A 25,413-nucleotide genomic window follows, 5' to 3' on the forward strand; every position below is an offset into this window, starting at 1 on the left:
GGATTTATAGGTTACAAGTCCTTCAATTCGTATTTAACATAGGCAAACTTGGTTCCATCAGGATTCCATGAAGGTACATTTATGGTGCCCTGACCTCCATAAAATGGAGGGGTCAGATCGGAAATTTCCTTGGTGTTCAAATCCAAAAGTCGCAGCTTTACCTGTTTTCCAAAGGGATGTGCTTGTTTTTGGTCCTCCAAATAGGTGATTATAGTTGCAACCTTATTGTTTGGTGCAATATGGGCAAACCAATTGGAGTGTTGATCAAATGTCATTTGTTCCGGGTTGGACCCATCAGGTTCCATCCGCCAAATCTGCATCATTCCCGAACGGTAAGAATTAAAATAGATGTATTTCCCATCTGGTGAATATTCCGGTCCGTCATCCAAACCAGCCGTATCGGTCAATCTTTCTTCTTCACCACCCTGAACATCAATTTTATAGATATCAAAATTATTGTTCCTTTCAGCGCAGTACACTATGTTTTTTCCATCTGGGGAAACTCCGTGCCAGTAAGAAGGGGAATTGGGGGTTATCTGTTTGGGAACACCTCCATTGGCATCAACTTTAAAAATAAAGGATGACCATCCTTCAATTTCAGGTTTGCTACTCGAAATGAATAAAGTTTCACCATCAAAGGAAAATCCATGGTCATTGTTTGCCTGTTGAACTTTACCTGTGTTTAAAATCCCTAGATGTTCTCCGTTTAGGCCTATTTTTTCCAGTTTTCCATCACTATTTATCAAAAGGTATTTTCCGTCCCTTGACCAGTTGGGAGCCTCAAAATGACGTTCTTCTGAGAAAACTAGACGAGAATTTCCAGACTCCATGTCATATATATAAAGGTGACTGATAACTTTTTTTTCATCCGGGATTTGGGCAAACAGAATAAGTGGGGAACATAACATAGCAAAGAATAGTCGGTACATGATAAGTTAAATTTTTAAATCTTATAAACTTAACTATAAATTGAATTATATAGGGGTTAAAAACCATTGGAAGCAAAAAACCCTATAAACATTACGTTTAAAGGGTTTTTCTGTACTCGAGGCGGGAACACTAATTTGCAAAATCACAAATTGTACAAAGGCCTTTGAATATTAGGAAAAACCTTTTAAAAACCAATAAATACAGTAGTTTAAGGAAATTGATGTTCTTGCATTTGTTTGCATGGTTTTGTTTTTGTTTGCAGTTAACCGTACAATTATCGTACAAATTATTCTATATTTGTACTGTATGGCAACAGTAAATTTTTTATACCGATCCAAACGCCCGGAATCCTTTTTAACCATCCGGTTGCTTTATCGCAATCAAAAGGATTATGTAATAGGGGCGAAAACCAAATTGAAAGTCTCAAAGGAATATTGGGAGACTACCCACCAAAGGAACCTAAAGGATATTAGGGACGTGGACCAACGAAATACCTACAATGCGGTCAATACCGAATTGGCCCGAATACAGGCTCACGTATTGGATGAGTTTGACAAAACCGATATAGGCAGCATAAATAAGGATTGGCTGGTCAATACCTTGGAGGGTTTCTACAACCCAGCGGGGGACTCTGAGCGGGGAATACCAAAGGATTTGATCAGTTACATAGATTTCTACAAAGACTACCGCAAGAACGAGCTGGATGCAAAAGCGGTCCGTAGGTTAAACGTTACAAAGCACAAAATGCAGCGGCTCCAAGCTTATTTAAGAAAAACCATATTGATAAAGGAAATTAATGAGGATTTCAAACAGGCATTTCAAGAGTTCAGTCAAAAGGAGAGGTATTCCCAAAACACCCAATCTAGGGAGCTCGTTTCAATCAAAACCCTTTGTTTCCATGCCCATTATTTGGGACTTGAAACGCATCACCAGTTAAATAGCTTACGGCTTAGAAAGCAAGAGGTCAACCACGTTTATTTGACCACGGAGGAGATTGAAAAAATAAAGGGGCTGGAATTGCCAAACGAGCATTTGGACAATGCAAGGGACTGGCTTTTGATCAGTTGCTATACTGGGCAGCGAGTAAGCGATTTTATGAGGTTTACAAGGGATATGATCCGGGTAGAGAATGGAAAACACCTTTTGGAGTTTAGGCAGCAAAAAACAAAAAAGCTGATGACCATTCCATTTAGCCGGGATGCTAGGGAGGTCCTTAAAAAAAGAGAGGGAGAATTTCCCCGGCCTATATCAGATCAGAAGTACAACGACTATATAAAGCTTGTTTGCGAAAAGGCCGGGCTAAAAGATGAGGTACAGGGGACCAAAAGGCTAAATATTACCCCGAAAGCTAAAAAGGGGACCTACAGGCACGTGGCGGATACATACGAGAAATGGGAATTGGTCAGCTCCCACATAGGTAGGAGGTCATTTGCTACAAATTACTATGGCAAGGTCCCTACCAGCTACTTAATCAATATAACCGGGCATAGCTCCGAAAAAACATTTTTGAACTACATAAAAAAGAGCAATAAGGATATAGCCCTTGATGCTTACGAATACTTTAATTAAAAACACAAAGCATGGATTTTACTGGACTTAGAATCGAGGAAATGATAACAAGAAAACTGGATGCGGCATTTGCCAGCGAGGAGCGGCCGGGCCTAGATGATGCGATAGAGCTCGCAGTCTTGGAATTTGAGAAAGTGGAGGAGATAAAGCCACTTTTAGAGGTGGTGTTCGATACCTGCCAAGATACGGACGAGGTATTAATAGAATGGTCCAAGATCCTGAAAGATTACGCCAAGGTGGCTTGATGTTGGAGTTGTCAACTGGTCCGGTTGGTAATTAATTAGCAAAAGGAAATTTTCTAGTTGTTAGGCTTTGGATTATAGTGTAATGTTGTCTTTATCAAGCCTCTAGCCAAGGCTTTCTCGCTTTTAATATTTCCCATAAGATTGATTTAAAACCCAGCCTATCCGGTTGGGTTTTTTTATTGGTAGTCATAGTAATGGTATTTCTTTCCCGTATTGGACTTCTAGCCTTTTGAATCCAAATTTTGTTAATCATAGTAGTAGTACTATGACCAAATAATTTTAGAAAATAAATCATAAACAACTGTATGCAAGGTGTTTAATTCTATTTTCCGAGTTAACAACGTCTAATAACTATAGTTTGTTTGCATGACATATGCCAATATACTTGTCTCGTACCAAATCAAGACGGGCAATGCACAATTCAATCATTTTACAAAATCTTACCCAAGAGGAGCTAGAGCAAATAATAAACTCCAAACTAGAGGAGCAATTTACCAAGCTAACCAAACACCTTAAAAACAAAAGTGATGGAGAGGAGCTAATGACTAGGGAGCAAGCTTGCGAGTTTTTGTCAATAAACAGCAGTACGCTTTGGCATTGGTCCAATGCTGGTAAAATTCAAGCCTACGCAATTGGATCCAGGAGGTACTATAAAAAGAGTGAATTATTAAAATCCATAAAACCAGTAAAGCAATGAGTAACTCATTAAAAGACAACGAATTTTTGATTGCAACCCCGGATATACCGGAATTTCTAGGCCGTTCCATGGGCTACGTTAGGAAAATGATTAAAGAGAACGGAATCAACCCGGTAGGGATTGAGGATCGCAAAAAATACTACTATAAAGATGAGCTCAGATATGCGGCCTATTAAAAAAGTTAATAACACTTTATAAAATTAAGCTCGTCTTTGTCATATATAAGTGAGACACAATTAAAACAAATTAGCAATGAACAGACCAAAAACAATTAACACCAATCCAAGAGAAAGACTAAAAGCAATTAAAGATCCAGTAATTGTTCACTTCGCGAGATCTCCTTTCGATGAGCATAGATATAAGGAGGTATGGGGATTGTTCATTTATCACAATGATGAATACCTATCCTTTCAAGTCGATAACCTCGACGATGAGGCAGCTGTAATTTTTGACTTCAAAGCAACCCTTGATGTATTAAGAGCTAAAGGGGGGACCGTAATCCATTGGAATCAGGTAAGCAGCGATTTTGGTCCTAAGTTTATATCCAAAAGATACCGCGACCTTACCGGAAATTATTTGGAATTAGACTACGGTAAAGACTCTGTTAACCTTGCTTATGAACTTATCAAAGCTTACGGGGATGACTACGTGGACCATCCAAGATTAGATAAGCTGGCCCAATTGAATGGCTGGGCATGGGGCCGTGAAAGATCAGAGCCCTGTCCGTTATTCGACCACAACAGAACAGCTCTTATAGTTAAGACTTTCTATGCAACCATAAACGGCACTCTCAAAACTATGGACTCAAAATATAGGGAGAGTTTGCTTCGTACCGAGCTATTAGATCAGATCAAAAGAGAGCTAAGAAATGCAGATGCGGAGGAGAAAGTCCTAACTCGTAAACAAGTCCTTAAAGAGCTGGATATATGCAGTAACACTCTTTCAAACTGGGTCCGGGACAAAAAAATCCCATATACCCGAATAGGCCGACGCCTATATTTTTTTAAATCAGAGATACTTAACCTTAAATTTTAATTATTATGAGCACCGAGAACACAACAGCAAGAGAGCTATTGGCCCAGTACAGGGCAGCGAAAAAAAAGGAGGCCAAGAAAGCCAAGCCTATGGCCTACAGTAAAACCGAGGAGGCCAAAAAGAAAGCCGAGGCCGCAAGGCAAAAGCGAGTAAAGGAGTTGGCAAAGAATCTAACTAAAAATTTGCCAAATGCGGATGATATTAACCCAAATCAGCAGCTTTATGTTTTGAGGGATATTGTTGCGGATGCAGCATTTACCTCAGCGTTAGAGAATGGTGTATTAATCAAGGTAAAGAGCGAAACCACAAACCTATTCGTTTCAAAAGGCAAGGAGACATTAGAAGTGCATCCTAACGAACTAGAAGAACCGGCCAAAATTTTGGTAGACTGGTCAAAATTGCACCGACAATTAAAAGATGAAAAGGATAAGCCCTATGATAAGTATTCCTTGCGCTCGGGCCTATGGAACCATGCTAACAGCTATAGACTTGAGCAAGAGAGACAAAAAAGCTCGGATGAGCATCTTGCGGAGTTGGTTAAGGCCATGGCCTCTGTTGACCTAGATACCACCAAGGCAGGATTCAATAGTACAGAGGCTTTGGAGGAGTTGGTAGCGAAAACAGCGGATACCAGTAAAAAGCAGGGTAAAGAGTTTTCCAAGGATAGGGCCGGAAACCTATACCTAATTTGTGCCGATAGCAGATACGGAGCTGTTAAGTTAGATACTGAAAAATTAAAACCACACTTTCAAAACATTATGGATAACAGCCAGTTAGCTGGCAAATTCAAATCCTCGAATGATGTTGAAAAAGTGATTACAGGATTTACCAACAAGCAGGCAACCCAATAGAACAAACAAAAAAGCCCTTGCTGCGAACAGGGGCTTTTTTTCAATAATTCATTACAAGCGAGACACCTACAATGAACCACCACAAATCTACCAAAAATATTGATGACCTCGAGAGCGAAATAGAAGCATTGACCGAGGACAAACCTAATCAACCTACAGCAAGAGAAATATTAAAAACCATTACCAATGAAGCCAAGCCCGTTGATTTCCAACTCCTAGCCTATCCAAAATTGACTGAATGGAGGGAAGAAATGACTCAATTAGATCAGAACAGAAAAGAGGATCAAGCTAGGTTAATTGAGCTAGGCAAGAAAATCAAGGATTGCAAGGTCAACCAAAAACACTACCTCATCTATTCGATTGTCGAGCTGCAAAGGATAGCTGAGCGCAAAGGCTGGGTTTTCAGCAAAAGAGTGGGGGACCCTTATATTTACAATGGAAGATTTTGGGAGAAATTGGACGGGGAGAAATACAAATATTTCCTTGGTGAATTTTCTGTAAAGATCGGAGTCCCGACAACAATGTCAAAGCACTATACCTTTAGGGATGAACTCTTTAAAGAATTTATGAGTTTGAACTACCTCGATATTGCCGATTCGTTGGACGATCAGGTATTGATCAATCTACAGAATGGATGCTACGAAATAGGAGACCAAGGGGGTAAGCTCCGGGAGTTTAGGCAAGACGACTTTTTAACCTATCAACTATCGTTCGATTACGACCCAAAGGCCAAGGCACCTTTATTCGAGAAATACCTCGAGCGTGTTTTACCATCCCCGGACCTCAGAAAAATATTCTTTGAAACCGTTGCTTACACGCTCACAAAAAACAAGCGTTGCAAGTTTGAAAAGATGGTAATATTCAAAGGAGAGGGAGCAAACGGGAAGTCCGTAGCCTTGGAGCTTATCCAAGAGCTTTTAGGACGTAACAACGTCTCAAACTATAGCCTTGCGAGCTTGACCGATCAAAAAGGGTACCAAAGGGCCAATATTGGAAATAAGCTTGTAAATATTGCTAGCGAGCTATCCGGCTCTTTGGAATCTGACTTTTTTAAACAGTTGGCAAGCGGGGAACCCGTAGAGGCAAGGAAGCCATACATGGAGGCTTTTATTTTGCATGATTACGCCCGGTTCATTTTTGCGTGTAATGTATTGCCGCAAGTTGAGCATACAGAGGGATTTTTCAGGCGGTTCCTTATTATTCCGTTTGACGTTACTATCCCGAGGGAGGAGAGGGACGTCGATTTAGTCAACAAAATAATTAAGGCCGGGGAACTCTCCGGGATTTTCAAACTGGTTCTGGAGGGCTTGGAAAGGATATTGAGACAGAGGGGCTTTTCTCAATGTGCTGAGGTTGATAATATTGGAGAGCGTTACAAAAGGGAGAGTAATTCGGCTCTAATGTTCTTGGATGACGAAGGATATAGCACCTCCGACAAATTTTATACACGCATTACTGAGCTTTACCCTAAATACATGAGCTATTGCAGGGATGCTGGCACAAAGCCATTTTCAAAATTGAATTTTGCCAAACAGCTCGATAAAAATGCAATACTTGTTAAGAGGATGAATGTAGGGAATGTAGCCTATGTAGAACTTAAAAAAGACAAAGAGGCTGAAAAATTTTAGATATATACTAGATAGGTCCTCCAAAAAATTTGTATGCCCCGCTTGCAATAAAAAGCGTTTTGTTCGCTATGTGGACCGTGAGACGGGCAACTATTTGGATGGAGATTACGGGAGGTGCGACCGCTCCGATAACTGCGGATATTTCAAAAGCCCCAAACAGGATGATATTTATTTCGGGATCAAATTCCTGAGCTTGGTAGATTACAATTCCAAGGCCTACAGGCTAACGGATGAAAACTGTAATATACATTTTGTCCCTAAATCCATGGTCCTCGAAACTGAGGGCCGTGAGGTTTGGATCAAAGAGTATTTTTTGAAAAATAGTGATCTCGACTACTCAGCAGCTCAGAGCAAGGCCGTCAATAAGGAGGGCGGCTTTGTTTCCTTGACTGATTTCGAGCCGATCCCGGAACCGGAGCCAAGCTTTCTCCAAAGGGAGGAGGTTGATGAGGTTCTAAATGCTGGGGTGGATTGCAATCTTACCAAATACCTTAAAACAGAATTTGATTCCGAGCTTGTAGATAGGGCCTTTAAAAGATATGGCTCCGGTGCAACCAATCTATTTTGGAATAACAGCACTTGCTTTTTACAGATGGACCGGGGCCAAAATATACGAGCTGGCAAAATAATGCTCTATTCTGAAAATAACGGACGTAGGGTTAAAGAGCCCTATCCACAAATCAATTGGCTACACAACAAAATCGAAAAGGGTGGCGGCTTTAATCTTAACCAATGCCTTTTTGGATTGCACTTACTTGAAAACAAGCCAGTTGCCATAGTTGAATCTGAAAAGACGGCTATCGTAATGAGCATTTTGAGCAATAAGACAACTTGGATGGCCTGCGGGTCCAAAACTGCCATAAATGAGAAAATGCTCGAGCCTTTAAAATCAAATAAGGTAGTATTATTCCCGGACAAAGGGAGTGCCGGGGAATGGCAGCAAAGAGCGGATGAGCTTAGCTCGAAAGGTTTTAATATCCAAGTCAGTAGATTTTTAGAGAATAAGGTAGAATTGGAGAACGGTAAAGATATTGCCGATCTTTATTTAATGTAATTGACAATGAGCACGTATTTTGAGGATTGCGCTAGCATCTCGACCAAGTTTCTAAGATCCAACGGTTTTTTTGAGCCCAACAGAGTAACGGACTGTACCCAAAAATTCATATCCAATAATGAGATCTACAACCTAACAATAGTGGCCTCTACAATGGAGGAGAAACCTTTATTGATATTCCATTACTCCTACAGAGGAGAAAATAAGAGGGTGGAGATAGAGTTGATCCCAAGATATAACCATTTGGGAGGGGTGGGCTATAAATTCAAATGCCCGGAGACTGGCAAAGGCTGTTACAAGCTTTATTTTGTTGATGGAGTTGTTGCTTCAATAGGTCATTTTAAGCTCTTGTATCGTAGCCAAATCAAATCCCAAAGGATCAAGGATATGGATAAGAACTTTGGAATTATATTTAAAGCTGAGCAAGCCCGTAAAGAAATCAATTCCTATCGTTTTAAAAAGTACCACGGGGGCAAAATGACCAAGAAGTACAAACGATGCCTAAAGGCCATAAAAGAGGCTGAGGGGGTTAGTATGAGCGATAATAAAAAATATTTATTTAATAAAAATCATTAATTCCTTTCGCTTTCAAAATACTATCAGTCAAATCTCTAATCTCATCATCTTCCGCATGCATTTTCATTTCATCTTGTCCGTAATTTGGGACATGAAAAATATAACGAGTACTATCTAGGGCTTTTGTTGCTTCATCCGTATAAAATGGCTTTATTATTAAAATTAAATGGTTGGTGTCTCTATTGAAAGCATTATAGTCATTAAAATTAGCTACAATACTATTTTTAACATAGGTTTTGAAATCACCAAGAATATTGCCTAGGAATTTATTTTCGTTTCCATTCTCATATAAAACATAGTACTTGCCATTTTTTTTGCCAATAATCACCAAAATTTTTCTGCTTACGTTGGCAGCTGTTCTATGACCACCATTTCTAACAAAGTAGAATATCTCTAATGCGCCTTCTAAATTGTTTATTGTGTCAAATTTGAACTCAAACTCCTCTGAGGTTATTGATATATTGGGTTTTTCGGAATCAAATTTCATTTCTTCCAAGGAAACTAATTCTTTGGATTTTGAAACTGCCTGATCCATTAAGTCTAATTGTCCAGACATGTCCTCTTTAACTATAGAAATAACACTATCGATAGCGATTATTTCTTCCTTAGCTTCGCCTAAAGTTGTAACACTATTTTCTACAGCTCCAATAATTTGAATTGTTTTGTTATAGGTTTTTTCCGTTTGCTCCAACAATGTTGACTCTCTTTTTTCCTCATTAACCAAATTAATAATGCCAAGAATGAACAAGGAGCCAATGAGAACATAAAAGGTTACTTTTTTATATTGTTCAAAGGCATCAAATATTTTAAGGTTGTCATGCAACAATAATAATAATGTGATTGCTAGAATTAGATATTGAACTACCATTCCTTAAATATAGTGGAACTAATGGAAATGAATAACTAAGTATAAAGGATTTACTCTAAATAGGAGTACTCTTAAAATTTCAAATAACCAATAATCAAAGGTTTGTAGGTAGGGCGTTTTAGAAATTGTACGGTAGTTGTATTTAGCTCTAATAGTGTACCAATTTTAGGAGGGGATATTTTGATACACTCAAAGGCTAGAGTTTGGAAAGTTGGTCCCGGGCTTTGGTGTGCCAGCGTTAAACCATGATCTTATATTGATACAAAAGAAAACCCTCAGAATATCTCCAAGGGTTTAATAGCACAATTATAAAATTACCAGTTTTCAAGCGTGCTAAGATAAAAGTAAGAAATAATTTACAAATGGGACGGGTTGGGACCGGGGGAGGGTGTCAAACGTGGATGGATGCGCCCGGTATAGAATGAATTCAACACTAAATCATTTTATTGGGGTTTTAAGGTCCTGAGAGTAGGGTTTCAAGTGGAAAGTGTCAAAAATAACACTAATCGTGTCGGTACAGTGTCGAAAATTTTCAAAAATGACACTCATATAACCCCTATGGTTACAAGGGTTTCAGCCAAATCGTGTTAAAAGTGTCAAAAATTTTCAAAACTATTCTAGGATATATAGTAGTAGCTTTAATCTAATTATAATTTTCCTCAGAAAAAGTTTGTAAAAAAAGTAACACTTTCGACACTATTCTCTTGAAACGCCTGTGTTTATTGAGTTAATAGAGTGTCATTTTTGAAAAAAAAGTAACACGATTCGTGTTGAAAGTGTTGTTTTGATGGTGTACAAAGTATTTATGAATGCTTTAGATACTCGGCACTTTTAAGATTTGATTTAAGGAGGTCCAAAAGACTCTTAAGCTTTTCAGAATGTTCCAATTCTATAGTTGGATCCGTATCCACGATTTCCTTTATTTCATCGTGATTAGTTTCGTAGTAGTCCAATGCTCGATTGCGTAAATTGGTTCTCAATTTTTTAATTTTTTTCTCTCTCCCATCAAATTCAATTGGATATTCCGCTTTATCCAAATTTCGAAGTTCCATTTCCTGTAATTTTATTTTTGAGTCTTCTTCACTAAAGCTTTTAAGCTTTTTATTAATCTCATCTAACTTGAATTTAATCCAATCTTCCACCAAGAACCCCATATATTTTGATTGTAAAATATGTCTTATTTCGTTATCCTTAAGGTTCTTTAAGTAAATTTCATACTCAAGATTTTCTAAATCTTTGGAGAACGTGTCGTCCGTAAAGTTAGATATAACCTTGTCAAAAATTACTAAAGCGGCGAAAATCAAAAGGCAAAAGGTGACTAAATCAATCTTGAATGGAATATGAAGCTTTACAATTGAGTAGATTGTTGCGATAACTACAAATGATGATACAATGAATATAAAAATTGATATGTTGTCTCTTTCATTTTTATTTATTGCGGTAAACAACTTTTTGTCTTTTTTGAATAAGATGAGGATTATAAAAATTAAGTTGAAAATAGTTAGTATAATCAATGCTACTTCAATTGGAGTATAAATGCGTAGATAGGTGCTTTCATAACCTAATTTAAGCATGAAAAAGGCAGGGATTATTGGCGAAAGAAACATAAATATCCCAATTACATTAACAAAATATGTACCCCGATTTTTAGTTGCCCTAAGAACACGTAACGAGGAATTATTCTTGAATGACTTTACAAAACTAAGATGAATAAAAAATAGCGAAAAAGACAAGCAGAAAGAATACCAAGATAGTTTAGATAGGTTGTAGGCTTCAATACTTGAGAAATTAATGGACTTCAGTAAATCAATTACCTTAAAGGTTATAACGATTATTAAAGAGTAAAGGACATAATTCGTTATACCTGTTGCCTTTTTCCTATTTAAGTTTCTATCATTTAATTTACTTATATACTCTCTCATAAGGATTAATTGGCAGTAATTATATAATTGGGTTGTTATTCTAAAATTAATTTGGAGCTTCCTAATATAATAATTTTAACAGTCTTATTCTTTCTTAGGAGTTTCTTTAGTGTGTTTAGGAGTTATGGGTAGAACTTAATGGGTAAAGTCATAACAATACAAAAACCGTACATAAATAAAATAGAAAATCCGTAAAAAGCTGTTAATTAGCTAAATACGGATTTTAAATGTACTCGAGGCGGGACTTGAACCCGCACGGGCATAATGCCCACAGGATTTTAAGTCCGGCGTGTCTACCAATTCCACCACTCGAGCCTGGACTTGAAACAAAAAAACGCTGCAAGCAGCGTTTCTTGTTCGAGCGAAAAACGGGATTCGAACCCGCGACCTCCACCTTGGCAAGGTGATGCTCTACCAGCTGAGCTATTTTCGCATTTTAAAGAACTCTGCACTTTTACCAAGCGCGGATGCAAATTTATAACATTTCTATTAAAATAAAAGAATTTTTTTAGGAAGAAGCCTTTTTCTTTTTTCCTAACAGTCGTTTGATCTCGTTGAGTTTCATTAGAGCTTCCACAGGGGTCAGTGTATCAATGTCCAAGTGCAATATTTCTTCTTTGATTTCTTCCAACAAGGGGTCGTCCAAATTGAAAAAGCTTAACTGCATCTCGTTTTGGGAGGCCTGAAGTTTGTCGCCTACCTCTTCACTGGAGTGCGATTTTTCCAGTTTTTTGAGGATTTTGTTCGCTTTTTGAATCACCTGTTGGGGCATACCCGCCATTTTGGCCACATGGATTCCAAAACTGTGCTCACTGCCACCCGGCACCAACTTACGTAAGAAAATAACATTGTTCTCCAATTCCTTTACCGAAACATTATAATTTTTGATACGGCCAAATGTATTGGTCATATCGTTGAGTTCGTGGTAATGGGTAGCGAACAGGGTCTTTGCCTTGGCAGGATGCTCGTGCAGATATTCGGAAATGGCCCATGCAATGGAAATTCCATCATAAGTGCTGGTACCACGACCAATCTCGTCCAATAAAACTAAGCTGCGCTCCGAGAGGTTGTTCAAAATGGAAGCGGTCTCGTTCATTTCCACCATAAAGGTCGATTCGCCCATCGAAATGTTGTCGCTCGCCCCAACACGAGTGAATATTTTGTCCACGACACCTAAATTGGCTCCCGATGCGGGCACAAAGCTCCCCATCTGGGCTAACAATACAATAAGTGCGGTTTGCCGCAACAAAGCCGATTTACCACTCATGTTGGGCCCTGTGATCATAATGATTTGCTGTTCCTCACGGTTAAGGAGCACATCGTTGGTCACATACGCATCACCAATGGGTAATTGCTTTTCAATAACGGGGTGTCTTCCTTCCTTGATATCGATGTCGGTGGAGTCGTTGACAACAGGTTCAACATAGTTATTCTCCTTGGCCAGTTGGGCAAAACCGCAAAGGCAGTCCAATTGCGCAATAAGTTGAGCATTTAGCTGCACAGGAGCAATGTATTCCTGCATCCAGACCAACAATTGCTCAAAAAGTTGTTGCTCGAGTTGGTAAATACGTTCTTCAGCGCCTAGAATCTTGGATTCGTATTCCTTCAGCTCCTCCGTAATGTAACGTTCCGCGTTGACCAAGGTCTGTTTGCGTATCCAGCTTTCGGGGACTTTGTCCTTGTGGGTGTTTCTAACCTCGATGTAGTAGCCAAATACGTTGTTGGATGCAATTTTTAGCGAAGTGATTCCTGTTTCCTTGGTCTCGCGCTCCAGCATTTTGTCCAAGTAATCTTTACCGGAAAACGCAAGACCTCGCAGTTCATCCAGTTCTTCGGAATAGCCTTGGGCAATGGTGCTGCCCTTGGCAATGTTCACAGGAGCCTCCTCGTTGAGTACTTCTTTAATTTTTGAACGCAGGGCTTCGCAATCGTTCAAGCGTTCCCCAATATGTTGCAAGGAATCATTATTGGCATTTTGTGCCAATTGTTTAATAGGAACAACGGCTTCCAAGGAATTTTTGAGTTGAATCACTTCTTTAGGATTGATTTTCCCCGTGGCCAATTTGGAAATCAATCGCTCCAAATCTCCCATTTGCTCGATGTAGCCCTGAATTTTATTCAGTTGTTCTTCTTTATCCTTCAAAAAAGAGACCACTTGGTGCCGTTGTTGGATTTTTTCCACATTTTTTAATGGAAGGGCCAACCATCTTTTCAAAAGTCGCCCACCCATTGGGGAAATGGTCTTGTCGATAATGTCCAACAAGGTTACCGCATTTTGGTGCGGAGAATGGTAGAGTTCCAAGTTTCTGATAGTGAAGCGGTCCATCCACACGTACTCCTCCTCGGCAATACGCTGTATTTTATTGATATGCTGTAATCGGCTATGCTGTGTTTCGGACAGATAATGTAAAACCGCACCGGATGCAATAATCCCGTGATTAAGATGGTCTATGCCAAAACCCTTTAGGGTTGTTGTCCCAAAATGATGGTTCAGGCTCTCTTGGGCATAATCTTCCTGAAAAATCCAATCCTCCAGAAAGAAACTATGAAATTGATTGCCGAAACATTCTACAAAATCTTTCTTGTGGCTTTTAGGGACCAAAATTTCGTTTGGTGAAAAATTCTGGAGCAATTTGTCCACCTGTTCCACCGAACCTTCGGAGGTCAGGTATTCCCCTGTGGAAATATCAAGAAAAGAAACCCCCAACTTGTTTCTCCCAAAATGTACAGCACACAAAAAGTTATTGCTCTTTGCGCTCAGAATATCGTCGTTTAGGGCAACGCCGGGTGTAACTAACTCTGTTACCCCTCGTTTTACAATACTTTTGGTCTGTTTAGGGTCTTCCAGCTGGTCGCATATGGCCACGCGCTGCCCAGCTTTTACCAATTTTGGTAAATAGGTGTTTAGCGAATGGTGTGGAAACCCTGCCAATTCAGTTTTATCGCCACCGTTGTTTCTATGGGTAAGGATAATACCCAATATTTTGGCGGCCTTTACCGCATCTTCCCCAAAGGTCTCGTAAAAGTCCCCAACACGAAAGAGTAACAAAGCATCAGGATGTTTCACCTTAATGGTATTGTACTGTTGCATCAACGGGGTTACTTTCTTTGTTTTTTTCTTGGCTGCCAAAGCGATTTAATTCTGTTACTTTTGCCCAAAATTGGGATGGAAACGAATATATTGTTTTCATCAACCATCAAAAATTTTTGTTGATATTTTTACCCCAATGTTTAAAAAATGAGTCGAAAACTGGAAAATAGCGAGCTGGAGCGATTGGATGTGTCCAGTTTTAAGGAGGCAAAAAAATCTCCTATCATCATTGTTTTGGACAATGTCCGTAGTTTGAACAATATCGGTTCCGTGTTCCGAACTGCCGATGCTTTTTTAGTTCAGAAAATCTATCTCTGTGGAATTACGGCGACTCCTCCCCACAAAGACATTCGTAAAACGGCCTTGGGTGCTACCGAAAGTGTGGATTGGGAATACAGAAAAAACACTTTGGAATTGGTTGATGAACTAAAGCAGAGCGGTGTGAGAATTGTGTCAGTGGAACAGGCAGAGAATGCTGTAATGCTCAATGATTATCAAGTAATTGGCGAAGAAACCGTTGCATTGATTTTCGGCAATGAGGTGAAAGGGGTTTCACAAGAAGTGGTTACAGCAAGTGATGTGATTTTGGAGATTCCGCAGTTTGGAACCAAACATTCTTTAAACATTTCTGTAAGTACTGGGGTAGTGGTATGGGATATTTGGTCTAAACAAAGTGCTTTAAAATAAAAGAGGCCCTGAAAAACAGGGCCATATATAAAGTCTGAGTTAGTTAGTTTCTCGATTAGAGGATGCTAATAAAATAAAACCATTCGTTATATCCAAACATTTTCCAAAAATTCTCTTAAATGTTTGATAAAAGTATGTTGTCTTCCAGCTTTTCCAAAATGAATTCGTAATCATCGGGATTGTGTACAAAATCAAGTTCGCCCATGTCCAGAATGATGCTATTTTGGTTAGGGTGGCTTTTAATAAAGTCCAAATATCCCCTATTAATTTTTTCTAGATATTCCGGGTCTATATTTTGCTCATAGTCACGTCCCCTTTTTTTAATGTTGGCCAATAACCGTTCGGTATTTTGATAGAGATAAAGGTAGATCTCTGGCTTTCTTACCTCTTTGTACATAAAATTAAAAACCTTTCGGTATAGGTTGTATTCTTCTTTTTGCAAGGTGACCTTCGCAAATATGAGCGACTTAAAAATATCGTAATCACTCACCATAAAATTCTTGAAGAGATCAAACTGTGAGGTATCGTCCATAAACTGTTGGTACCGATCGGCCAAAAAAGACATTTCCAAAGGAAATGCATAACGAGCTTGGTCTTCATAAAATTTTGGAAGAAAAGGGTTGTCTGCAAAACGCTCCAATACCAATTTGGCATTAAAGTCGTTGGAGATCATCTTGGAAAGGGTGGTTTTGCCGGCCCCAATGTTTCCTTCGATAGCGATCAGCTGTAATTGGGAAAAAAGGCCCGACCTATCCTTAAAAAGCTTGTGCTTGGTCTTGGTAAGTTGGCTTTTGTCCCTGCACTCTTGCAATAGGTTTCGGGTATCCTTGTACAGTACTGGATGATAAAATTGTGGTGCAATGTCACCCAAAGGTTTCAAAACAAAGTTCCTATGCTGCATTTGGGGGTGGGGAATCATCAAATCATCATTGTTAACGATTTCTGAGCCGTAATAAATAATGTCAATATCCAAAGTTCGGGAACTATACCCACCATCTTCGGAACGGATTCTTCCAAAATCCTGTTCTATTTGTAATAATATATTCAGTAATGCATCTGGTGTGTGAGGTGTCAATAATGACACAACAATATTTAGGAATTGATCGCCTTCGAAGCCAATCGCCGGATTTTCGTAAACCGAAGAAATATCCAAGATGGAACCTGCCTTCTGTTGGATACGAAAAATGGCTTTTTGGAGGTTCGCATGACGATTCCCCAAATTACTCCCTAATGAAAGATATACCTTTTGCTTTCTACCCATAATCGAAGAAACAAAGTAAACAAAACAATACTACAATGGTTATATTTGAAGCGTATTAAATTTTACTGAATGAAGTTTTTAAGAAACCTACTTGCCTCAATTTTGGGGAGCTTAGTAGCATTTATGATTGTTGTTGGCATGTTCTTCATCTTTATGGCCCTAATAGGAAGTGCTGATGATGGTGTTGTAGTGAAAAAGAACTCTGTGCTGGAACTTAGCTTTGTTACACCAATATCGGATTATGCAGGCAAAGATGAAACGGATCCTTTTGCTCCGCTATGGGATGCAGAACTTGGCTTGGACGAAATTTTGCATGCAATTGAAGTGGCCAAGAATGATAATAATATTGAAGGGATTAGTCTTACTACCGGGTTTTTACGGGCCGGTATGGCCCAGACCCGGGAAATAAGGAAGGCCTTGTTGGATTTTAGGTCTTCGGGCAAATTTGTCATGGCACATGCCGATGTATATGCACAAAGAGATTACTACTTGGCCAGTGCAGCCGATGAGGTGTATGTTAACCCTGTTGGTGTTTTGGACTTTAAAGGGTTGGCCACCGAAGTGCTTTTTTATAAAGAACTTCAAGAAAAATCAGGGATTAAAATGGAAGTCATCCGACATGGGAAGTACAAAAGTGCCGTAGAGCCTTTTCTTTCCGATTCCATGAGTGATGAAAACCGTACCCAGATCAAAGAATTGATTACTTCAATCTGGAGTGTTATTGTGGACGATATTTCGGAATCCAGAAACATGACGCCTCAAAACTTAAATGTAATTGCGGATACCCTTGGCGGAAGAACCCCGGAGTATGCCGTAGCATCCGGTCTTTTGGATGGGACTTTGTATTTTGATGAATATGAAAACCTTCTAAAGGAAAAGATGGGGGTTGATGAGGATGATAAATTGAATTATGTTGAGCTCATGGACTATGTGCAAAAGGCCAACAAAAAGAAAATCCATAAAGGCTCGGATAAGATTGCGGTGATTTATGCCCAAGGTGAAATTTTGTTTGGAGAAGGCGGGAAGAATTATATTGGACAAGGACTTATTGTGGATGCATTGCACAAAGCCGTTGACAATGAGAGCGTAAAGGCTATTGTACTTCGTGTGAATTCCCCAGGAGGGAGTGCTTTGGTCTCTGATATTATTTGGAGAGAAATGCAATTGGCCAAAAAAGAAAAACCGATGGTGGTTTCCTTTGGAAATGTGGCTGCATCGGGTGGCTACTATATTGGAGTAGGGGGTGACAAGATTTTTGCAGAGCCTACTACCATAACTGGATCTATTGGGGTTTTTGGAACTATACCAAATGTAAATGAACTTGCCGAGAACATTGGTGTGAATGCGGAACAGGTGGGCACCAATAAAAATTCAGTAGACTATTCGTTTTTTGAACCGATGACCGATTCCTTTCGTAGTGTGATGCAAGAGAGCATTGAGGAGACCTATGAGACCTTTTTGGACCGAGTATCACAAGGTCGTAACATACCTGTGGAACGAGTAAATGAAATTGCTCAGGGTAGAGTTTGGAGCGGCGTGGATGCCCAGGCCCTCGGTTTAGTGGATGAATTGGGTACGTTGGATGATGCTATTACCGCAGCTGCTGAAATGGCCGGATTGAAAGATTATGGTATTCGTAAATACCCCAAATACAAATCCGGTTTTGAACGGTTTATGGAGGACTTTGGATCCGTAAAAACAAAAATAGGGGAATCCATCATTCAGGAAGAAATAGGCTCCGAAGCCTACGAAATATTAAAGGAGTTTAAACACTTTACCAAGCAAGAAGGAATCCAGGCCAAGATGCCATTTAGTTTAAATGTAAAATAAGTCGATCATAAATGTTCCCAAGTGGAACTTTTAAATAACATATGACGCAAAAGGACAAGAAGTTAGCATTTTCCATCTATCTGTATTTAGGAGCCTTGTTTATCACCTCCTTGGTCGTATCGAACCTTATTTTTCAAAAGTTTTTTTCGTGGAGTCCGTTTGGTGACGTTACCGTTTTTGGAGCTCCACTTTTTGAACTTTCGGTAGGTATTTTGCCCTATCCCATCACTTTTTTGATTACCGATTTAGTCTCGGAGATTTACGGGCAGAAAAAGGCAAACCAAGTGGTTACCGCTGGGATTTTCGCTTCATTTTTCTCCATGGGGATTATTTTATTGGCCAATTATTCCAGTGCCATTCCATCATCACCGGTGGATGATGCCACATTCACTACTGTGTTTGGTTTATCGCCTCTAGGGGTGTTGGCTTCTATGTTGGCTTATTTGGGTGCTCAGTATATCGATATTACCATTTACCATTTTTGGAAACGGATTACTAAGGGCAGAATGCTTTGGCTCAGAAATAATTTTTCGACCTTTTCATCACAGTTTATTGACACCCTTACCGTGGTAAGCCTTTTGTGCATTTTTGGTGTACTTCCTTGGGACAAGTTCTATGGATTGTTGATTAGCGGAGTGGTTTTTAAAATGATGATTGCCCTGCTCGACACTCCTTTGCTCTATTTCTTCGTATATCTAATGCGAAAAAGATTTAACTTAAAAATAGGGGAAGAAATTTCTTTGGATTGATACTTCTCCTTTAATTTGTTGTAAAACAATCACATATGAAGAAAAAAGTCCTAAAAATTACCGGAATAACCCTACTTATCCTACTAGCAATTATTATTGCGGTCCCGTTGTTTCTTCAAGGTAAAATTGAAGAAATTATCAAGAACAAAGTCAACAATAGCATTAATGCTACTTTGGATTTTGACGACGCCAACCTAAGCCTGCTTAAAAGCTTTCCAAATGCCAATGTGGAGCTCACTAAATTGTCTTTGGTCAATAAGGCTCCTTTTGAGGGTGACACCTTGTTTGCCTCGTCAGAGATAGAACTGGCCATGTCCATAAAAGAATTATTTAAATCAGCCGATGAACCGATTGTCATCAAAACCTTGAACATTGATGGCGCCAAGTTGCACATTAAGGCCGATGCAGAGGGTAATGCGAATTACGACATAGCAAAAGAAAGTGAACCTACACCTTCCACTACATCTGAGGAATCTAGCGACAACTTTACACTGAATATGAACTCCTATGCCATTACCAATTCCGAAATTATTTATGAGGACCTAGGCAGTGGAATGAAATTGGAAATTTCTGAAATGAATCATTCGGGAACGGGTGACCTTTCCTTGGAAAAATCAGAATTAAAAACCCTTACCGACGCTTTGGTGTCCTTTGAAATGGACAGCACCAAATATCTGAACAAAAACAAAATCAATTTGGATGCACTTATCGGAATCGATTTAAGTGAGAACAAATATTCCTTTTTGGAGAACAAGGCCATGATCAATCAATTGCCTTTGGTGTTCGATGGTTTTGTAAAGGTGAACGAAGACAATCAAGAAGTGGACATCACTTTTAAAACACCATCTTCGGACTTTAAAAACTTTTTGGCCGTAATTCCCGAAGCTTATGCCTCAAACATAGAGAATGTTCAGACCACTGGTAATTTTGAAGTAAAGGGCGAATTTAAAGGTGTGGTAGATGATGGGCATATTCCGGCCTTCAAAATTGCCATCAATTCGGAAAATGCATCTTTCAAGTATCCTGATTTGCCCAAATCGGTACGCAATGTGTATATCGATACCGAAATCAACAACGAAACAGGAATCACTGAGGATACTTATGTGAACATTAACAAATTATCCTTTCTAATTGATGAGGATAAGTTCAACCTGAACGCAAAAATCAGGGAATTGATGGGCAATACCAAAGTAAATGCCCATATGGACGGAAGAATCAACTTGGCGAATATTTCGCAGGCTTATCCCGTTCCCGAGGATTACAACCTCAAAGGTATTCTAAATGCAGATGTTACCACTGCCTTTGACATGGCATCCGTGGAGAAAAAGCAATATCAAAATACAAAGACTAGTGGAAAGGCCTCTGTATCTGGGTTTGAATATGCTTCGGAAGAACTCAAAAACCCTGTTGCCATTAATACCGCTGCAGTTACTTTTAACCCCAACACGGTTACTTTGGACTCTTTTAAGGGAAAAACGGGAAGCACCGACTTTGATGCCAAGGGTACGTTGACCAACTTGTTGGGCTTTATGTTCAACAATGAAAATATTGAAGGAAACTTTACACTTGCTTCCAACCAGTTTGCCTTAAACGACTTTATGGTCGAGGAAACTGAGGAAGCATCTGAAACTTCAGAAAACGGAACGGGTTCTACCACAACGGGGGAAGAGCGAATAAAAATACCTTCGTTCTTGGACTGCACGGTAGAGGCATCTGCCAATACGGTGGTTTATGATAACCTAAACTTGAAAAATGTAAAAGGCACCCTCCTTATTAAAGATGAAACCGCTACCGTAAAAAACCTTACTTCAGATTTATTCGGTGGTACTTTGGGAATGTCCGGGTCGGTATCCACCAAGCAAGAAAATTCTACCTTCGATATTGATTTAGGGATGAGCAATTTCAATATTGGTGAATCCTTTGCAGGCTTGGAGCTTTTTAAGGTGTTGACACCTTTGGCCAGTGCACTTCAAGGTAAGTTGAACTCCGATATTAAAATTGCTGGCAATCTTAAGGATGATTTTACTCCGAACTTAGCAACTATATCCGGAAACTTACTGGCAGAACTATTATCTCCAACATTGGATGCCCAAAAGGCGCCTTTGGTTTCTTCATTGGACAGTAAACTGAACTTTTTGGATACCAAGGAAATCAATTTGGATGGCCTAAAAACCGCTTTGAGTTTTGATAATGGTTCCGTTAAGGTTAAGCCGTTCACGCTAAAGTATAAGGATATCAACATTAATGTTGATGGTAGCCATACCTTTGATAAGCAAATGCAGTACAAGGCCACCTTGGACGTGCCAGCCAAATATTTGGGCTCCGAAGTAAATAAATTGATCTCCCAAATGAATGATGAAAGCCTTGGAGAGGTCACCGTGCCCGTAACGGCAAATATTGGGGGAAGTTTTACCAATCCATCTGTGAGTACGGATTTAACTTCCAGTGTAAAGACCCTGACTTCCAAATTGGTGGAGATGCAAAAGAATAAATTGGTGAACCAAGGCAAGGATAAAGCCAAAGACCTGTTGTCCGATGTGTTTAAAAAGAATGAATCAGATAGCACAACTTCTAAGTCAGATGGTGTAAAAGAGGCCATTGGAAATATATTGGGTGGTAAAAAAGACACCACATCCACAGATAGTACAAAAACCGAAAAAGAGGACGAGGTAAAAAATGCCGCAAAATCCATTTTGGGCGGACTGCTCAAGAAAAAAAAGAAAGATACGGTAAACTAAAACGGGGAGGCTGTCTAAAATGTGAATTTTCGTCAACCTGAACTTGATTCAGGTTCTCATAATAATTTGTTTGCCAATATGATGAGATTCTGAAATAAATTCAGAATGACGGGTTTCAATACTTTTTAGACAGCCTCTTTTTATTCCTTTATTTCACTATCCAGTAAACTAAGAATTTCATCCAGACTTTTCATCAATGGATCGTAGTGCTCGTTTTCCGTGGATTGACTGGTGATGATAAATAACAAAATATTGTTCTCGAAAGCAATGGATTTTAAGGCGGATAAGTTGCTGGTTGGTTCATTCTCTTTTTGTATACCCAATTGGGAAGACATTCCGGTATAGTCCAATATGGTACGAATGCTATACCCTGCGGTCCTAAACCAATTCACAATATTGGTCCGTTGTTCGCCAAGAAACTTCTCTTGATTGGTAATATCATCCAAGGTGGCAACCCAATTGGTGAGTCTAATTCTCAAAGTATCATTCGAGATATCCTTGAGGCTGCCAGAATTGATCATTTCAAACAAAAGGGAATTGTTGGGATTGAAGAAAATATCAGAAGCAAAGGCATCAATAAACAATTTGGACAGTTCCTTTTCAGATGGATTTTCCTCATTGTCCATCAGGTGAACAATGTCTTGGGCTGCTTCATAGCTCACTTTATTTACCCTGATGAGTTCCTCTAGCTTTAGCTTGCTTATCCCAAACTCACTTTTAAGTCCAACGAGATAAGCTTGTTCTTTTTTGTTTTTGATGCTGTCTTCATTGGCATTGTTTATGGCAAGCGCAATCAAGATTCCGATAACCACCAAAACAATTTCACCAATGGCATATAATAGATAATTACTGACTTTTTTCTCGGCGATCAATTCCTTCCTGATTTTTCTAAAAAATTTGAGCATGGTTGGTAGTTCAGTTTCGGTATAAACTTAAAATGATTAATTATAGCCTGTAGCTACAGCAAATATAATAGTCAATGCACCAATCAATAGCATGAGCAGGGTAGGTTTTAGGGCAAATTTGAACCATTTGTTATAGGGGATGTTTGCGATGGCGATTACGGCCATCAATGCCCCGTTGGTAGGAACAATCATATCTACCATTATAGCTCCATATTGATAGGCCAACACACAAATTTGTCTTGATAATCCAATTAAATCAGATAGGGGGACCAATATGGGCAGTGTCAAAATTGCCTGCCCGGAATAACTGGGAACGGGAAAATGTAAAAAGACATGTGAGACCATCATGAGCACACCGGATACAGCTGGAGAAAAATTTTGTAAGGGACCAAACAGCCCATAAACAATGGAATCCATAATCATTCCTTCGGTCAATAAAATGGAGATACTGTTGGCCAAACCGATTATGATGCCTGCAAACACCATTTCTTTCATCCCTGCAATATAGGTTTCGCCAGTTTTGTTCCAGCCCATTTTTGCGACCAGTCCACATACAATGCCAAGAGCAAAAAAGCAACCCGACATTTCACTAAAGCCCCATTCAAACTGTATAATTCCAAAAATTACAATGGAAAAAGTTATGCCCAAGAGCAGTAGGATTATTTTGCTGCTTTGGCTAAATGAGGTGCCTTGTGAAGTCATTTTCACTTTTTCTATCCTATTGTTCTTGGCATAATAAAGAAGATAAAGTATCCAAACTATTGAAGCTGTCAAAAGTACAATAAGTCTCAGCGAACTACCGGAAAGTAAGGGTAGTGCAGCCTCTTTCTGTGCCAATATAACTCCAAAGGGATTGGAAGCGCCAAAGGAACTGCCAACGACCGTAGAGCCATAACTGGCAAAGAGCATGGTGAAGGCATTGTATCCCAAACTTTTGCCAAACAAGAGTAAAATAGGGGTCAGGGCGACCACTTCTTCTTGAAGACCTATGGTTGCTCCCCCTGATATAAAAAGTAAAGCTAGTAGTATTAGTGCCAGACTTTCTTTTCCCTTAAGGGAAGAAACCAATCTTATCAATCCCTGGTTAAAGGCTTCTGTTTTTTCAATGAGGTAAAAACAACCCCCTATCAATAATATAAGAATAATGAGGTCGGCTCTTCCGGAAATTCCCTGGGGAATGGAAACAAGAAGATCTAGAACCGATGGACTACTAGCATTTATTTGTTGGTAAGAATCGTTGACCACCCTAGTAACACCAGTTTCTTCGTCAAGTATTCTTTCATAGGATCCTTGGGGAATCAGATAAGTAAATATCCATGCAATAAGTATAACTCCGAGGAGTATAACGAAGGCATTTGGGAATTTTTTCATTTAAGCTGGTTTTAGAAGTTTGGTGGTGGTATAAATGTATAACTTCCTGAAAATAAGCTTTTTTATTGATTTTAGATATGAAAAAAAAAGGCGTAATTATTTGCTCCCTTCCACCCATTTGTAGATATACTCAATTAAAAAACAGCTTCCGATGATAGAGACGGCAACAATAACACCCGTTCTATTTGCTGAAAATTGCTGCTGTAGCAAAACAATGGTAGCAATAATGCATAAGATGAACCCAAGCATGGGAATTATTCTAATGCATTTGATTTCTTCATATAACTTAAAACCAACGAAATTTACCATGGAAAAAATGAGCAAGAAACCTACGCTTCCGGCAGTGGAAATGCTTTCCAACTCTAAGGTGTTCGTTAAAGTAAGAGTTAGAATACCTGTAATCAGTAGGCCGATAGGTTGATTCCATAACTGATAGGTGAATTGGTGGGGGAGTTCGTCATCTTCTGCGATTTCATAACTGACACGGCTACCTCCATAAAGGGATGCATTTATGGCTGAAAACGTAGAAATTAGTGCTGCAATAGTAATTATGGTAAAACCAGTTTGTCCGAGCATCGGTTTTGCTGCTTCGGCAAGTACGTAATCCTCTGCGGTTTTAATTTGATTAAAGGAAAGGGATCCAACTGTTACCACAGCAATGATAATGTAGAGCAAAACCACGAAAATGATTGAAATGTAGTACGCCCTTGGAATATTCTTTTCTGGATTTTTGATATCGGGAGCTGAGTTGGCAATCAACTCGAAACCTTCATAAGCGACAAAAATGACCATACCTCCTGTTAAAAGTTGTAAAGGAGCTTCCCAGTTTTCTGGGGATAACTGTTCCAGATTCGGGTTGCCTATCAATCCATATAGACCAATCCCGATAAATGCTATTAGAATCACAAGCTTTATGACCACTGCATAGGACTCTATCATCCCTACTACCTTAATACTGTAATAATTGATGATGGAAGCCAATACGATAATGGCGCTTGCATAAATATGAAAATCCAGTTCACCTCCTGTTAGCGCAAGTAGATTTGGAGCGTAGGAACCAAATGCCGAAGCGTATAACGACAGCATGATGATATAACTGATCCATAGCAAATTATTGATGCCCCCACTAAAGAGGGTTTTTCCAAACCCTTGGTTGATAAATTTTACCGTTCCACCCCTGTCCGGATACTTTTTGGAAAGCTTCACATAACTGTAAGAGGTTATCAGTGCCAATATTCCCGCTAAAAGGAAAGCTAAGGGTGTTCCACCTTTGGATAAGGTTACGGCCAATCCTAAAACAGCAAAAATGCCTCCACCTACCATACCTCCAATACCAATGGAAATCGCCTCGGTGAGTTTGATTTTTTCGCTCATGATTTGATTGGGTTTTTGGAATGTTGAGTCTA

The 25,413-nt window shown here is 39.3% G+C and carries 21 protein-coding genes and 2 tRNA genes; 13 read left to right on the forward strand and 10 right to left on the reverse strand.

Features of this window, described 5'->3' with window-relative positions; translation table 11 throughout:
- Positions 1-11 precede the first annotated feature (11 nt).
- Entirely contained in the window at positions 12-929 is a 918-nt protein-coding gene (locus D2V08_RS00065) for a TolB family protein (RefSeq protein WP_119606120.1), read from the reverse strand.
- A 307-nt stretch (positions 930-1,236) separates the two neighbouring features.
- Here D2V08_RS00065 and D2V08_RS00070 point away from each other — a divergent pair, with 307 nt between their 5' ends.
- The 9 genes from D2V08_RS00070 to D2V08_RS00110 all read left to right on the forward strand — a co-directional run bounded on the left by D2V08_RS00070 (position 1,237) and on the right by D2V08_RS00110 (position 8,585).
- Entirely contained in the window at positions 1,237-2,499 is a 1,263-nt protein-coding gene (locus tag D2V08_RS00070; protein WP_119606280.1) for a tyrosine-type recombinase/integrase, read from the forward strand.
- Between the two features lie 11 nt (positions 2,500-2,510).
- Positions 2,511-2,744, forward strand: coding sequence for a hypothetical protein (locus tag D2V08_RS00075; protein WP_119606121.1), 234 nt, complete (start codon positions 2,511-2,513; stop codon positions 2,742-2,744).
- A 412-nt stretch (positions 2,745-3,156) separates the two neighbouring features.
- Positions 3,157-3,441 (forward strand): helix-turn-helix domain-containing protein, encoded by a 285-nt coding sequence (locus D2V08_RS00080; RefSeq protein ID WP_182835447.1) that lies wholly within the window; start codon positions 3,157-3,159, stop codon positions 3,439-3,441.
- Positions 3,438-3,617: a hypothetical protein gene (locus tag D2V08_RS00085; RefSeq protein ID WP_119606123.1), complete on the forward strand. Its 180-nt coding sequence runs from the start codon at positions 3,438-3,440 to the stop codon at positions 3,615-3,617. The genes D2V08_RS00080 and D2V08_RS00085 overlap by 4 nt, the downstream gene beginning before the upstream one ends.
- 76 nt (positions 3,618-3,693) lie before the next feature.
- Entirely contained in the window at positions 3,694-4,476 is a 783-nt protein-coding gene (locus tag D2V08_RS00090) for a helix-turn-helix domain-containing protein (protein WP_119606124.1), read from the forward strand.
- A 5-nt stretch (positions 4,477-4,481) separates the two neighbouring features.
- Positions 4,482-5,327 carry a hypothetical protein gene (locus D2V08_RS00095; RefSeq protein WP_119606125.1) on the forward strand — a complete coding sequence of 282 codons (846 nt, stop codon included), beginning with the start codon at positions 4,482-4,484 and terminating at the stop codon, positions 5,325-5,327.
- Positions 5,328-5,398: 71 nt separating this feature from the next.
- The gene (locus D2V08_RS00100; RefSeq protein WP_119606126.1) at positions 5,399-6,955 is read left to right on the forward strand and encodes a DNA primase family protein; all 1,557 of its coding nucleotides are present in this window, start codon (positions 5,399-5,401) and stop codon (positions 6,953-6,955) included.
- A gap of 4 nt (positions 6,956-6,959) precedes the next feature.
- Complete coding sequence (locus D2V08_RS00105) at positions 6,960-8,009, forward strand: DUF6371 domain-containing protein (protein WP_245980451.1); 1,050 nt, start codon at positions 6,960-6,962, stop codon at positions 8,007-8,009.
- Positions 8,010-8,015: 6 nt separating this feature from the next.
- Entirely contained in the window at positions 8,016-8,585 is a 570-nt protein-coding gene (locus tag D2V08_RS00110) for a hypothetical protein (protein ID WP_119606128.1), read from the forward strand.
- Here the strand turns inward: D2V08_RS00110 and D2V08_RS00115 are convergent.
- The 5 genes from D2V08_RS00115 to mutS all read right to left on the reverse strand — a co-directional run bounded on the left by D2V08_RS00115 (position 8,569) and on the right by mutS (position 14,466).
- Entirely contained in the window at positions 8,569-9,453 is an 885-nt protein-coding gene (locus tag D2V08_RS00115) for a hypothetical protein (protein ID WP_119606129.1), read from the reverse strand. The genes D2V08_RS00110 and D2V08_RS00115 overlap by 17 nt on opposite strands.
- Positions 9,454-10,256: 803 nt before the next feature.
- Entirely contained in the window at positions 10,257-11,375 is a 1,119-nt protein-coding gene (locus D2V08_RS00120; protein ID WP_147374015.1) for a hypothetical protein, read from the reverse strand.
- A 230-nt stretch (positions 11,376-11,605) separates the two neighbouring features.
- A tRNA-Leu gene (locus tag D2V08_RS00125) sits at positions 11,606-11,690 on the reverse strand.
- Positions 11,691-11,735: 45 nt separating this feature from the next.
- A tRNA-Gly gene (locus D2V08_RS00130) sits at positions 11,736-11,808 on the reverse strand.
- Between the two features lie 75 nt (positions 11,809-11,883).
- Entirely contained in the window at positions 11,884-14,466 is a 2,583-nt protein-coding gene (mutS, locus tag D2V08_RS00135) for a DNA mismatch repair protein MutS (RefSeq protein ID WP_119606281.1), read from the reverse strand.
- A gap of 147 nt (positions 14,467-14,613) precedes the next feature.
- Here mutS and D2V08_RS00140 point away from each other — a divergent pair, with 147 nt between their 5' ends.
- Complete coding sequence (locus D2V08_RS00140) at positions 14,614-15,153, forward strand: RNA methyltransferase (protein WP_119606131.1); 540 nt, start codon at positions 14,614-14,616, stop codon at positions 15,151-15,153.
- A gap of 115 nt (positions 15,154-15,268) precedes the next feature.
- Here D2V08_RS00140 and folK read toward each other — a convergent pair whose 3' ends face one another.
- Positions 15,269-16,414, reverse strand: coding sequence for a 2-amino-4-hydroxy-6-hydroxymethyldihydropteridine diphosphokinase (folK, locus tag D2V08_RS00145; RefSeq protein ID WP_119606132.1), 1,146 nt, complete (start codon positions 16,412-16,414; stop codon positions 15,269-15,271).
- Positions 16,415-16,483: 69 nt separating this feature from the next.
- Here folK and sppA point away from each other — a divergent pair, with 69 nt between their 5' ends.
- The 3 genes from sppA to D2V08_RS00160 are packed head-to-tail and all read left to right on the forward strand — an operon-like array spanning position 16,484 to position 21,731.
- Positions 16,484-18,244 (forward strand): signal peptide peptidase SppA, encoded by a 1,761-nt coding sequence (gene sppA, locus D2V08_RS00150; RefSeq protein ID WP_119606133.1) that lies wholly within the window; start codon positions 16,484-16,486, stop codon positions 18,242-18,244.
- A 41-nt stretch (positions 18,245-18,285) separates the two neighbouring features.
- Entirely contained in the window at positions 18,286-18,993 is a 708-nt protein-coding gene (locus D2V08_RS00155) for a queuosine precursor transporter (RefSeq protein ID WP_119606134.1), read from the forward strand.
- 35 nt (positions 18,994-19,028) lie between these two features.
- Positions 19,029-21,731, forward strand: coding sequence for an AsmA-like C-terminal region-containing protein (locus tag D2V08_RS00160; protein WP_119606135.1), 2,703 nt, complete (start codon positions 19,029-19,031; stop codon positions 21,729-21,731).
- A gap of 140 nt (positions 21,732-21,871) precedes the next feature.
- On the opposite strand, the gene D2V08_RS00165 is transcribed toward D2V08_RS00160, so the two are convergent.
- From D2V08_RS00165 to D2V08_RS00175, 3 genes are all read right to left on the reverse strand, one after another.
- Complete coding sequence (locus tag D2V08_RS00165) at positions 21,872-22,636, reverse strand: DUF6090 family protein (RefSeq protein ID WP_119606136.1); 765 nt, start codon at positions 22,634-22,636, stop codon at positions 21,872-21,874.
- 36 nt (positions 22,637-22,672) lie between these two features.
- Positions 22,673-24,007 (reverse strand): YfcC family protein, encoded by a 1,335-nt coding sequence (locus D2V08_RS00170; RefSeq protein ID WP_119606137.1) that lies wholly within the window; start codon positions 24,005-24,007, stop codon positions 22,673-22,675.
- A gap of 96 nt (positions 24,008-24,103) precedes the next feature.
- Positions 24,104-25,381 (reverse strand): APC family permease, encoded by a 1,278-nt coding sequence (locus D2V08_RS00175; protein WP_119606138.1) that lies wholly within the window; start codon positions 25,379-25,381, stop codon positions 24,104-24,106.
- Positions 25,382-25,413: the final 32 nt, after the last annotated feature.

It is taken from the genome of Flagellimonas lutimaris (genome assembly GCF_003581615.1).
GTDB classification, from domain to species: domain Bacteria; phylum Bacteroidota; class Bacteroidia; order Flavobacteriales; family Flavobacteriaceae; genus Flagellimonas; species Flagellimonas lutimaris.